Source organism: Corynebacterium lubricantis DSM 45231, assembly GCF_000379425.1.
Lineage (GTDB): Bacteria > Actinomycetota > Actinomycetes > Mycobacteriales > Mycobacteriaceae > Corynebacterium > Corynebacterium lubricantis.
Genome location: NZ_KB902236.1, coordinates 37953 through 50827, shown reverse-complemented (window position 1 = coordinate 50827; position 12875 = coordinate 37953). Strand labels below are relative to the sequence as shown.

10 protein-coding genes are annotated in these 12875 nt (G+C 56.6%); 5 read left to right on the top strand and 5 right to left on the bottom strand.

Translation table 11 applies throughout. The features are described 5' to 3' along the window. Positions 1 to 76: 76 nt before the first annotated feature. From A37O_RS0112635 to A37O_RS0112615, 5 genes are all read right to left on the bottom strand, one after another. Positions 77 to 337 (bottom strand): metal-sensitive transcriptional regulator, encoded by a 261-nt coding sequence (locus A37O_RS0112635; RefSeq protein ID WP_018297871.1) that lies wholly within the window; start codon positions 335 to 337, stop codon positions 77 to 79. 5 nt (positions 338 to 342) lie between these two features. Continuing rightward, positions 343 to 1944 carry an FAD-dependent oxidoreductase gene (locus tag A37O_RS0112630; RefSeq protein WP_018297870.1) on the bottom strand — a complete coding sequence of 534 codons (1602 nt, stop codon included), beginning with the start codon at positions 1942 to 1944 and terminating at the stop codon, positions 343 to 345. 317 nt (positions 1945 to 2261) lie between these two features. Then, complete coding sequence (locus A37O_RS0112625; RefSeq protein WP_018297869.1) at positions 2262 to 3971, bottom strand: long-chain-fatty-acid--CoA ligase; 1710 nt, start codon at positions 3969 to 3971, stop codon at positions 2262 to 2264. Positions 3972 to 4070: 99 nt separating this feature from the next. Beyond that, entirely contained in the window at positions 4071 to 5783 is a 1713-nt protein-coding gene (locus A37O_RS0112620) for a long-chain-fatty-acid--CoA ligase (protein WP_018297868.1), read from the bottom strand. Positions 5784 to 5893: 110 nt separating this feature from the next. Next, positions 5894 to 7396, bottom strand: a complete 1503-nt coding sequence (locus tag A37O_RS0112615; RefSeq protein WP_018297867.1) for an HNH endonuclease signature motif containing protein — start codon at positions 7394 to 7396, stop codon at positions 5894 to 5896. 250 nt (positions 7397 to 7646) lie between these two features. Here A37O_RS0112615 and A37O_RS0112610 point away from each other — a divergent pair, with 250 nt between their 5' ends. From A37O_RS0112610 to A37O_RS0112590, 5 genes are all read left to right on the top strand, one after another. After that, positions 7647 to 8450, top strand: coding sequence for a (Fe-S)-binding protein (locus tag A37O_RS0112610; RefSeq protein WP_018297866.1), 804 nt, complete (start codon positions 7647 to 7649; stop codon positions 8448 to 8450). After that, complete coding sequence (locus tag A37O_RS0112605; RefSeq protein ID WP_018297865.1) at positions 8450 to 10093, top strand: LutB/LldF family L-lactate oxidation iron-sulfur protein; 1644 nt, start codon at positions 8450 to 8452, stop codon at positions 10091 to 10093. Before A37O_RS0112610 ends, A37O_RS0112605 begins: the two co-directional genes overlap by 1 nt. Continuing rightward, positions 10090 to 10731 (top strand): LutC/YkgG family protein, encoded by a 642-nt coding sequence (locus A37O_RS0112600; protein WP_018297864.1) that lies wholly within the window; start codon positions 10090 to 10092, stop codon positions 10729 to 10731. The genes A37O_RS0112605 and A37O_RS0112600 overlap by 4 nt, the downstream gene beginning before the upstream one ends. Before the next feature lie 67 nt (positions 10732 to 10798). After that, positions 10799 to 12064 (top strand): D-inositol-3-phosphate glycosyltransferase, encoded by a 1266-nt coding sequence (gene mshA / locus A37O_RS0112595; RefSeq protein WP_018297863.1) that lies wholly within the window; start codon positions 10799 to 10801, stop codon positions 12062 to 12064. Between the two features lie 51 nt (positions 12065 to 12115). Next, entirely contained in the window at positions 12116 to 12862 is a 747-nt protein-coding gene (locus tag A37O_RS0112590; protein WP_018297862.1) for a phosphoglyceromutase, read from the top strand. The last annotated feature ends 13 nt before the right edge of the window (positions 12863 to 12875 follow it).

Here is a 12875-nt window from a genome sequence, read left to right as displayed (position 1 = left end):
ATTGTGAGGGAACTCTCATGTTTTGGACAGGATTCGGGTGTGACCCCTTTGCTTATGCGGGGGCCTAGGCCAAGGCTTAGGCCAGGGACAAGAAGATTTTTTCCAATCTCTCCTGGTCAAGGGAGTTTGGCCCCTCTTCCTCCATGCATTTTTGCATGCCCTTGGAGATGACAAGGAAGCCAGCGCGAGAGACCGCCGTGGAGGCCGCGGAGATCTGCGTGGCCACCTTTTCGCACTCCTCACCCTCCTCGAGCATGCGGATGATGGCATCAAGCTGGCCACGCGCACGCTTAAGGCGCGTGATCGCTGGCTTAGCCTCCTCTGCAGTTATTTTCATAGCCCCTACTGTACAGACGACCATGTGACGTAACCGCCGTCCAAGTTAGCCACGTCGATGTCATGGTTGCGCAGGAGTGATGAGGCCGTGTGGCCGCGCAGGCCGACCTGGCAGTGGACGACGTACTTGCCACCCTTGAATTCCTCGATCCGGTCGCGCAGATCATTGAGTGGGACGTTGCGTGCCCCCGGGATCTGGCCGGCCGCGAACTCGCTCGGCTCGCGGACGTCGATCAGCTCCCAGCCATCTTCCAGATACTGCTCCAGCTCGTGGAACTGGACCGTCTTCTCGCCCTGGACAATGTTGTCGTTGATGAAACCTGCCATGTTGACAGGGTCCTTCGCCGACGAGAACTGGGGCGCATACGCGAGCTCGAGGTCCGCAAGATCAGAGGCGGTCAGTCCGCCACGCATGGCGGTGGCAATGACGTCGATTCGCTTATCGACGCCGCCCTCGCCCACACCTTGAGCGCCCAGGATGGCATCGGTGTCGGCGTTGACAACGAGCTTCAGGTGCATCTGGTGCGAACCAGGGTAGTAACCGGCATGGTCGGCGGGGTGCAGGTGGATGACGCGCGGGTTCAGGCCGGCTGCCTTCGCCTTGCGTTCGTTCCAGCCCACGGCTGCGGCCGAGAGTCCGAAGAGGCCAACGATCGAGGTGCCCAGGGTACCGGTGCGGCGGACGTCGCGGCCGGAAATAATGTCGGCGACCAGGCGACCGTGACGGTTCGCGGTCTGTGCCAGTGGGACCAGCGTGTCGGAGCCGTCGACGCCGTCACGCTTCTCGGCGGCGTCGCCGAGAGCAAAGATGGCCGGGTCGGAGGTGCGCTGGTAGTCGTCGACAACGATGCCACCGCGGGCGCCGATGTCGAGGCCGGCGTCGCGTGCCAGCTCGGAAGCGGGGCGGACGCCGATGGCGGCGACAGTAATATCTGCATCGACTGTGGTGCCGTCGGCGAGGGTGAGGCTGTTCTCGCCGATGAGGGTGGTGTCGGCGTTAGTGAGGACGGTGACGCCGTTGTCTTCCAGGTACTTCTGGACGAGCGCTGCCATCTCTTCGTCGAGAGGTGCCATGATCTGTGGGCTGCGCTCGATCACGGTGACCTTCAGGCCGCGGTGAGTGAGGTTTTCTGCGAGCTCGAGGCCGATGAAGCCACCACCGATCAGTGCTGCCGACTTTGCGCCCTCGAGATGGGCGACGATGTTGTCGACGTCTTCGACGGTGCGCAGGGTGAGTGCGCGTTCGATGCCCTCGATGGGTGGCAGCAGTGGGGTCGCGCCGGGGGAGAGGACGAGGGAATCGTAGGAGATTTCTTCGCCTGAGTCGGTAGTGACCGTTTTCTTGTCGCGGTTGATGGCGGTGGCGCGGGTGTTGGCGCGGACGTCGAGGTTGAACCTGTTCTTCAGGGATTCAGGTGTCTGCAGCAGGAGGTCCTGGCGCTCGGTGATGACGTCGCCGACGTAGTAGGGGAGGCCGCAGTTGGCGAAGCTGACGTTTCCGGAAGCCTCGAGAACGATGATTTCGCGGTTCTCGTCGTTGCGACGCAAGCGCGTTGCGGTGGACATGCCGCCGGCGACGCCGCCGACGATGACGGTGGTTGGTTTCATGTTTCTACTTTGTCTACTTTCCGAACAGTCGAGAGAGGAAGCTTTGTGGCTCTGGCTTTGAACAAGTGCACCATTGTCCGGCGGGGACGGTGGCCTTTACTTGATCGACGTGTTGGCCGCATCCGGCCCAGGTGGTTTTTCCGCAGTTAGAGCAGGTGGCAGGTTGGCACATTATGAGGAGACCTTTCAGTGTTTTCTATACCCCGGGGGGTTTACGAAAATTAATATACCCCAGGGGGTATATAGGACGCATGAAAATACCCCCAAACCGGGGGTGGTTTGGAGGTATTTGTGCTGGTCTTAGCTGTGCTTGAGGCTTAGCTCTCCTCGAGAAGCTTGAGCAAGTCTGTCCGCACTTCGCGGCGACGAATCTTGCCCAACTGGTCCGACTTCAACTCCTCGAAGTGGTAGAAGGTACGGGGAACCTTGTAGTTGGTGAGTCGTTCGGCGGCGAATGCCTTGAGGCCTTCGGGGTCCAGGGCTGAGCCATCACGAAGGATGACGCAGGCCACTGGGTCTTCGGAGCCGTCTGCGCGAGGGCGTCCGACGACCGCGACATTGACCACATCGGGATGCTTGCGGACGACATCCTCGACTTCGGCTGGGTAAACATTGAAGCCGCCGGTAATGATAACTTCCTTGGTGCGGGCGATGACCTTGATGAAGCCGTCCGATTCCATGATGCCGACGTCGCCGGTGCGGAACCAGCCATCGTGGAAGGCCTCCGCGTTGGCCTCGGGGTTTTCGAGGTACCCGCTAAACACCTGCGGGCCACGGCAAAGCAGCTCGCCTTCCTCGCCATCTGGCATGGTCTCGTCCAAGTTCTCGGGGTTGGCGATGCGAACTTCGGTGTCGGGGAAGGGGACGCCAATGTAGCCCGGGCGGCGGTTCCCGTCCATTGGGTTGGCGACCAGGACTGGGGAGGTCTCCGAAAGGCCATAGCCCTCGACGAGGAGGCCACCAGTTAGTTCTTCCCACGCCTCAACTGTTGCCACTGGGAGCGGGGCGGCACCGGAGAAGGAATTCCTGATGCCCCGGATCTCGATGTTTTCTTCCTTCGCAGCCTCGATGATCTTCGTGTACAGAGTCGGCACTGCTGGGAGCCAGGTTGGCGTGTGCTTCTTCATGATGTCCATGATGAGCGGGATACGCGGGGCAGGCATGAGGATCATCTCGGCGCCGACGTGGACGGCGAGTACGCCAATCAGAGTCAGACCGTATGCATGAAACATGGGAAGGGCTCCCATCATGCGTTCGTCGCCCTTGCCAAATTCGGGAACCCAGGCTTCGCCCGCCTTGCAATTGGAGTAGATGTTGGCGTGTGAGAGGGGAACACCTTTTGGCTTGCCGGTAGTGCCGGAGGTGTACAGGATGATGGCCGTATCTTCCTTATTAATCACCTCGGGGAACTTCACGTGTTCGACGGAGCCGCCGATGGCATCGCTAAGGAGGGTCTTCCACTCGATCGCGTTCGGCGCGTCGCCGGTCAGGGCGGAGCGCTTCTCCCGGATGGACGGAAGCGGGATCCGCAGCAGGGCTTGCTGCAATTTTGGCATGGCCTCGACCATGTTCACGCTGATGATCGTTTCCAGGTTTGAGTCTTTGCGGAGGTTATCCACGATGGGAACTGCCTTGTCCCAGACGATGGCGACGCGGGCACCATGGTCCTGGAACAAGCCCTTGAGTTCGTGCTCGGTGTAGAGCGGGTTGTGTTCAACAACGGTGGCGCCGAGCTTGAGCACGGCGTAAAGGGCGGCGATGTGCTGGGGGCAGTTCGGCAGCACGATGGCGACGCGGTCGCCGGGGCGGACACCGAAGGCCTTGAGGCCAGCCGCCGCCGCTTTCACCTGTTGGTCGAGGGCACCATAAGTTTGGGTCCTGCCGAAAAACCAGGTTGCTGATTTGTGCGAGTTTTTCTTCAGATTGTTGTCGTATACGTCAACGAGGGTGGTGTCCCCATATTCCAGGGTGGTGGGGGTCCACTCTGCGTATTGCTTTGTCCATGCTTTAGTTTCGAAGGCCGACACGGGGGCACCTTTCGGTCAAATGTGATGCAGGTCATGATTGGTTAGTTTTTTAGTATGCCACACATTTGCGAAACGAACCACAATTCTTAGTTAATTAATTTACTTCTTTTGCTCCAGCAGTTTAAGCAGGTCCTTTTGTACTTCTCGGCGACGAATCTTGCCAAGCTGATCGGTATTTAGCTCTTCAAAGTGGTAGAAGGTACGCGGAACCTTGTACCGAGTGAGACGCTCCCGTGCGAACTCTTTCAGGCCTTCTGGATCGAGGGCGGCGCCATCGTTCAAAGTCACGCAGGCAACCACATCCTCGGAACCGTCCTCGCGCGGACGGCCAACAACGGCAACTGTGTCGACATCGGGATGATCGCGGATCGTGTCTTCTACCTCGGCGGGATAGACGTTAAACCCACCGGTGATGATGATTTCCTTCAGGCGAGCGACGAGACGGATAAACCCGTCTTCGTCCATGATGCCCATGTCGCCGGTGCGGAACCAGCCATTGTGAAAGACCTTTTCGGTTTCTTCGGGCTTGTTTAGATAGCCCTTAAATACCTGGGGGCCGCGGGCGAGGAGTTCTCCCTCTTCGCCGTCAGGCATTGTTTCGTCCAAGTTGTCGGGATTGGCGATGCGGATTTCCGTGTCAGGGAAGGGAATACCAATGTAGCCGGGGCGGCGTGCTTCGCTCATGGGATTACCCACAAGAATCGGCGAAGTTTCTGTCAGTCCGTAGCCCTCGACGAGGAGGCCATCGGTAAGACGTTCCCACTTTTCTACAGTGCTCGTGGGCAACGTGGAAGCACCGGAGAATGCGTTGCGGATTCCCTTGATTTCGATGCCTTGTTCCTCAGCCGAGTTGGCGATCTTCTCGTAAATAGTGGGAACACCAGGAACCCAGGTTGGAGTGTGCTTTTTCATCACGTCCATGATCAGTGGAATCTGTGGGGAAGGTAGCAACACCATCTCTGCGCCGATGTAAACGGAAAGCGTACACACCATGGTCATGCCATAAGCGTGGAAGAGGGGAAGAGCCGCCAGCATGCGCTCGTCGTAGTCGCCGAGGCCCTTGACCCAAGCTTTGCCCTGCAGGAGGTTTGCGAAAAGATTTCCGTGTGAGAGTTCAGCTCCCTTCGGGGAACCTGTAGTTCCAGAGGTATAGAGGACTAGGGCCGAAGATTCCTTAGTGACGGACGGTTCCGAGACAATGTCATCGCCTTCGCCACCGATCGCGGAGCTGATGAGCGTCTCCCAAGGAACTGTGTTTGGTGCTGGGGCAGTCAGTTGGTCGCGTGAATCGCGCAACTTTTTGATTGGAATCTTCAGAGCAATCTGTTGCAGCTTAGGCATGGCATTGACCATGTTGACGCTGATGATTGTCTCTAGTTCGGTGTCTTTGCGGAGCTCGTCCAATGTTCCAGCTGACTTGTCCCAGCCGATAGCCACTCGGGCACCGTGATCTTGAAATTGTCCGCGCAGCTCATGAGCCGTGTACAGCGGGTTGTGTTCGACCACGGTTGCGCCAAGCTTAAGTACTGCATAGAAAGCTGCGATGTGCTGAGGACAGTTGGGCAGCATGATGGCGACGCGGTCGCCGGGGCGAACACCGAAAGCTTTGAGGCCGGCAGCTGCGCGGCGAACGACTTTGTCGAGTTCGTCATAGGTTTGGCGGCGACCGAAGAACCAAGTCGCCGGTTTGTCGGCATTAATAGCAAGGTTGTTGTCATAGAGATCCAGCAGAGTGGTGTCCCCGTAATCCAAATTTTTCGGAGTCCAAGGTGTGTAGTGATCCAACCAAGCTTTTGTTTCAAATGCCGACATTCAATAATCCAATCGTTATTGCTTTAGGTTCAAAGCTGAGAAATATGATGTAAACGCCGATTATAACGCCGAGGGAACGACCACGTCATCACTACGACGAGGGCCGATACTTAGGCAGAACTATGCTCTGAGAGGTTTGGGACTGGGAACAAGGGAGGATCAGGTTGCCGGGGTGGGCCAGTTTTGCTGTATTTCTTTTGGCCTCGCCGCTTCAGCTTCTGTCCTGCGGACTGTTCGTATTGGTGAGTGGTATTAGGCTGAGGAGCTCCACCGTTCGCAGGGAATACTGCTACTTCTCCGGTTTCAGGATCCCGGTCGATGTAGCCTTTGTTTCCTGCTCCATCGCGGTTGTCATTGTTGCAGCGATGATGTTCTCGACATAAGGCAAGGAGATTGTCTATGTCTGTCAGCCCACCTTGTATGTAGGCCCGTATGTGGTGGATTTCTAATTCGGAGAAAGGCTTAGTGCAACCGAACCAGGCGCATACTGCCTGAGCCGCCAGTATTGCCATGCGAAGGTAAACATCGGCGAGTCGGGTTTCGCCCATGGAGAGTGGAATTCCGGTGAAGGAATCAACCTGAACCACGAAATCCGTTCCGGTGAAGCCGAGACGCAGGGCATCAAAGCAGTCGATGTCGATTCCGGTGTTGGTGGGGAATTGGGTGTTTTCGTCAGCGTTAGCGAGGTCATCCATCGTGACAGACAAGACGACGCTTCCGACACCTTTATTATTCTTGGATTTTTCGTTCGAGAAAGAACGAAGGATCTTCATAAGCTGATCGAATCCACGCTGAGACCGAGTGCGCTTATCTTCTTTGGAGCCGTCAGGCATGTTGGACCCTGGAGCATAGCCTGCATCGAGGTGGCTCTTCAGAAGTGCTGCTTCGCCGGCCGGCGCCATGATGACGATTTTGCTGAGGCCTTGCGAGTCTGGTTCACCGATCTGGATGCTGCGACGCTTAAAAGCAGCGAATGGATCTCGTTTGCCCGATGTATCCCGTGCCTGCCGGTTGGCTTGGCGCACTAGATTCTCAACGAATTTGCGAAGATCCTCGGGGCCGCGGGTTTTCGCAGCTTCCATGGCTTGTGCATAAATTTCAGACCGACCTGGTTGTGAGTGCTCGGACAGGTCACGTAGAGCTTGATTGATGATGCGTTGTTTTTCTTCCGAGGCAGCACGCTCTTTGGCCTGTTGGCGTGCGCGTGCTTGAGCTTTGCGCTCCTCGTCTTCTCTCCGCTTGCGCTCCTCTTCTTCTCGAGCCTTGTCTTCCTCGTCATCGGGGAGGACCTCTGGCTCGGGAATGTTGATTGGCTGGAAGAGTGCTTTCCCTCGCTCAATGCGATCGAAGCCCGCTCGGCGGCTCAGCCCAAGGCGTTGGGTGAGATATTCAATCGGGTAATTGGCGCCGACAAGTTGACCAGCATTATCGCGATCACAGACATAGGCGAAAGAGGCATCAATTCCTGACTTGAGATTGAATGCGGATTCGAGCCGCTCAAAGTCCTCATGGATTTCCTGTAGGGCAAGGGAATCGGGATCCATCATGATGTCAGACAGTCGTTCGAGAGACTGTTCTATCTGATCAACAATTTGCGTGATTTCATCTGCCATAATTCCCCCTTAATCGACTATGTGTTCGACTTGATGTTTTCGATAATACATGTAATCATGGAAATCGCAAGAGGAAGTTAGAAACTATGTTCTATGGAAGTGCTGGAGGGGATTCGGGCGGGAGCAATCGTCGATTAGCGAAATGTAATTAAACGCTCATCGGGTAATTACTGGAACGAATGACAGCCACGCGACCATAAATATCGTCCTACGATAGGTGACACTTGCTCCCGGGTGAACGGAGAAAACTATGAAGATTGCGCTTTTTAGCACTTGTATCGTCGATGCGATGTATCCGAAAGTTGCTCTTGCGACTGTGCGGATTCTTGAAAGGCTTGGTCACCAGGTGGTGTTTCCATCTGGGCAGGGGTGCTGCTCCCAGATGCATGTGAATTCCGGCTACTTTGATGACGCGTTGCCGGTCGTGCGAAACCATGTACAGGCATTCACTAAGGAAAGCTATGACGTCGCCGTTGCGCCTTCGGGTTCATGTGTGGCGTCGCTGGGGCATCAACAACCAATGATCGCTAGGGCAGGTGGGGACGAGGCTCTTGCAAAAGAGGCCGAGGAAGTGGCGGCAAACACATACGAACTCGCTCACCTTCTCACTGACGTATTAGGGATTACGGATGCCACGGAACAGCTCGGATCCTGGTTCCCGAACAAGGTGACCTACCACCCTTCGTGTCATGGAATGCGCCTTCTCAAGCTCGGGGATCGGCAAAAAGTCTTAGTGAAGTCGGTAGAGGGGATCGACTTTTATGAGCTTCCAGACGCAGAAGAATGCTGCGGCTTTGGCGGAACGTTCTCTTTCAAGAATCCAGACGTTTCTGGAGCAATGGCAGATGCGAAAATTCGCAATATTGAAAAATCGGGAGCCGATATTTGCACTGGTGGAGATGCCTCGTGCCTTCTCCATCTCAGTGGTGCAATGTCGCGGAAGAAATCGACCCTAAGCACCATCCATTTAGCTGAAATCCTTGCCTCCACGAAAGCCAATCCACTCGATGTTTCCGGTCCAGTAGAACTTTCCATCACCGAAGGAGCGAAATAATGGCTGCAACATCGCTGGGAATGCCGGGAGTCCGCCATGCTTCGGACTCGAGCAACGTCTACCTCAACGTCCCGTTCCCTGAATCTGCCAAGCATGAACTAAAGAACTCTCAGATGCGGAAGAATATCGGTCATGCGACCCATTCAATCCGCAACAAACGTGGAGAAGTGGTTTCTGAGCTGCCGGATTGGGAACAACTGCGCGACGCTGGTTCGGCGTTAAAAGAACGCACCATGGCCCAGCTGCCTGAGCTTTTGGAAGAGTTTGAAAGAAATTTCACGGCTCGTGGTGGGCACGTGCATTGGGCGCGCGATGCCGTCGAAGCCAATGAGATCATTACAAAGCTCGTGGCAGATACAGGTTCGAAGGAAGTCATCAAGATTAAGTCGATGGCTACCCAGGAGATCAACCTGGAGGAGCACCTCAATCGTCATGGAATTACCGCCACCGAGACGGACTTGGCTGAGTTAATTGTCCAGCTTGGACACGATAAACCCTCGCACATCCTGGTGCCAGCGATCCACCGTAACCGCGATGAAATCCGCGAGATTTTCCTCAAAGAGATGCCGGAGGTCGACTCGGATCTGACAAACGAACCACATGATCTTGCCGATGCTGCCCGTACGTATCTGCGCGAAAAGTTTCTGACCACTAATGTCGCCATCTCTGGTGCCAACTTTGGCGTGGCGGATTCGGGCACGCTGACGATTGTCGAGTCCGAAGGCAACGGCCGGATGTGTCTGACTCTGCCCGATACGTTGATTACGGTCATGGGCATTGAAAAGCTCGTGCCTACGTTCTCCGACTTAGAGGTCTTCCTACAACTCTTGCCTCGCTCATCAACGGGCGAGCGGATGAATCCATACACCTCGATGTGGACTGGGGTAACGCCAGGCGATGGACCTCAGAACATGCACGTTGTCTTGCTAGATAATGGTCGCTCCGCGGTGCTTAACGACGAGAAAGGCCGCTCCGCACTCCATTGCATTCGTTGCTCCGCTTGCCTCAACGTATGCCCAGTCTATGAGCACGCAGGTGGGCATGCGTACGGTTCGACCTATCCGGGACCGATCGGTGCGATCTTGTCTCCGCAGCTCACCGGAATCACTTCGGCCGAAAACGCGTCACTGCCTTACGCGTCTTCGTTGTGTGGTGCCTGCTACCAAGTGTGTCCAGTCAAGATCAACATCCCGGACATTTTGGTGCACCTTCGCGACGAGGACGTTCGGGCGCAACATTCAAAGTCTGACGACGAGAAAACAACCGAAACCCCAGCAAACACGGACAGCTCTCAAACGAAAGAATCAAAGCGAAAACTGCCGTCGCCGCCTTCGCAGATGGACGTGATAATGAAGGGTGCATCGGTCGTGATGTCTTCCGGCAAGCTCATGTCCGCGGCAGAGAAGGCATTGCCACTTGGTCGTGTTGTTGCTGGTAAAGATCGCGAAATTAGTTGGCTGCCAGGCATCGTTGGCGGGTGGACTGCGCAGCGCGACATTCCTGCTCCACCGAAGCAATCGTTCCGCAACTGGTGGAAGAAGCATGAGAATGAATCGTCCGAGCGCGTTGCACGTGATGGTGGTCTGCGTACAAACACCACAAACTCCACAAACGCCCCAAACAAAGAAGAGGATGAGCAGTGAGCGACACCAAAACTGAGATTCTCGCAGGGCTGCGTAGCGCCCTCGCCGACCATCCCGCTGCCCCTGAGGTACCGCGGGAATACCGTAGGTCCTCGGAGATTTCTGCCGCTGACACCTTGGACATGCTCGAAGACCGCCTGATTGACTACAAAGCCAATGTGTATCGAGAAACAACCGGCTCGATTGCGGGGCGCATCGCGGAGCTCCTGGGAGAAAGCACCAGAGTTGTCCTCCCGCCGGAGCTTGATGGCCAGTGGCTGCCAGAAGGGGAGCAGTACCAGTGGATCGTAGATACGCGTGGATCTGAGGAAGGAGAGACGCTGACGGCGGAGGAACTCAACAACGCTGATGCGGTGGTGACATCCTCCACGGTGTCGTGCGCCGAGACGGGCACGATCTTTTTGTCCGGCCAGAAAGACGAAGGGCGTCGCGCGATCACGCTGGTACCAGATCATCACATTTGCGTGGTGCGCACAGACACAGTGGTCGAGTTGATTCCTGAATCCCTCGAAAGGTTGGACCCCGTCGCGCCAATCACCATGATTTCGGGCCCATCGGCAACTTCGGACATTGAGCTCGTTCGTGTCGAAGGTGTTCACGGCCCTCGCACCCTCGACGTGATCTTCCTCCAAAGCTAACGTCGAGTCGAGAGCCCGGCACTTTTCCCTGTATCACCGCTGAGGGGAAAGCACTATTATTGCTTCCATGCGCGTTGCGATGATTTCTATGCACACATCTCCGCTGGAACAACCTGGTTCCGGCGATGCGGGTGGAATGAACGTTTATGTCTTAAATATTGCACGCGAGTTAGCAAAGCAGGGGATCGAGGTCGATGTATTCACTCGTGCGACTCGACCGAGCCAGGGCGAGATCGTGCAGGTCTCTGAGAAGTTCCGTGTAGTCAACATCGTGGCAGGCCCTTTCGAGGGTTTGTCTAAGGATGATCTTCCGACGCAGCTCGCAGCCTTCGCCGGCGGGATCGTCCAGTTCACACGCCAGAACGCACTGGAATATGACCTGATTCATGCCCACTATTGGCTCTCGGGGCAGATCGGGTGGCTGTTCCGAGATCTCTGGAACATTCCTTTGATCTTCACCGGCCATACCTGGGCCGCAGTCAAGAATGCACACAGCTCGGCAGACGATGCCCAGGAGAGCGAGGCGCGGCGCATCTGCGAGCAGCAACTCGTCGACAACGCAGATGTCCTGGTAGTCAACACGGTGGATGAGATAGACGCATTGTGCATGCACTACGACGTGAACCACTCGAAGATTGAGGTGGTAACACCCGGCGCCGACACAACTTTGTTCACCCCGGGGACGAACCGAAACACGGAGAATGCCCGTCGCGCGTTGGGAGTCCCGCTGCACACGAAGGTCGTTGCTTTCATCGGTCGCCTTCAAGAATTCAAGGGGCCTCAGGTCTTGCTGCGCGCCGTGGCGGAGATGCTCGAGCGCGATCCTTACCGCAATATTCGGGTGCTCATCTGTGGCGGAGCCTCTGGAAATGCCTCGTCGGTGGAGTTTTACCAGGCGCTGGCCCACAAACTCGGTGTCTCTCGCCGCGTGCGCTTCCTGGAGCCACGCCCGCCAGAGGAACTTGTCTCCATCTACCAGGCGGCCGATGTCGTGGCGGTGCCAAGTTACAACGAATCTTTTGGGCTCGTCGCCATTGAAGCTCAAGCGACGGGCACGCCAGTCGTCGCGGCGCGCGTTGGCGGCCTGCCCATCGCGGTCGCCGACGGCGAGACGGGCATGCTGGTCGACGGGCATGAGCCGACCGCGTGGGCTGATGCGCTCGAGCAGATGCTTGACGACGATGACATGCGCATCTCTATGGGTGAGCGCGCAGTTGAGCGGGCACGCAAATTCTCCTGGGAGGCCTCGGCAACCGAGATGTTGAAGGTATATAACAAGGCGTTGACCGAGATCGATCCGAAGGGTTCACCGCGCCGGGCACAGGGCGCCTGAATTAAGGGATTTGCCCAGCGAGAACCCTGAAAAGATGGCACACTAGTGAGTATGAGTAACGGAAAATTGATCTTGGTCCGCCACGGCCAGTCCGAATGGAATGAATCGAACCAGTTCACCGGCTGGGTCGACGTAGATTTGACGGAAAAGGGCGTAAACGAAGCTGTTAACGCCGGCAAGCTGCTCAAGCAAGAGGGCCTGCTCCCAGATGTCGTATTCACCTCTCTCCTGCGTCGCGCAATCCGCACCGCAAACATCTCTTTGAACGAAGCTGACCGCCACTGGATTCCAGTCGAGCGCAACTGGCGCCTCAACGAGCGTCACTACGGCAAGCTGCAGGGCTTGAACAAGGCCGAAATCCGTGAGGAGTTCGGCGAGGAGCAGTTCATGACGTGGCGTCGTTCCTACGACACCCCGCCACCAGAGATCGATGTGGACAACCAGTACTCGCAGTCCGATGATGCTCGCTATGCATTCTTGCCAGAGGTGCCTCGCACCGAGTGCCTGAAGGATGTCGTTGAGCGCCTCATCCCTTACTTCATCGACGTCATCCGTCCTCGCGTGATCAAGGGCGAGAACGTCATGGTCGCAGCGCACGGTAACTCCCTGCGTGCACTGGTGAAGTACCTGGACAGCATCTCCGATGAGGACATCGCAGCGCTGAACATCCCAACTGGTATGCCGCTGGTTTACGAGTTCGATGAGAACGGTACCGTGACCAACCCTGGTGGTACTTACCTGGACCCAGAAGCTGCTGCTGCAGGCGCTGCCGCAGTTGCTAATCAGGGTAATAAGTAGCCAGTCTGACCGT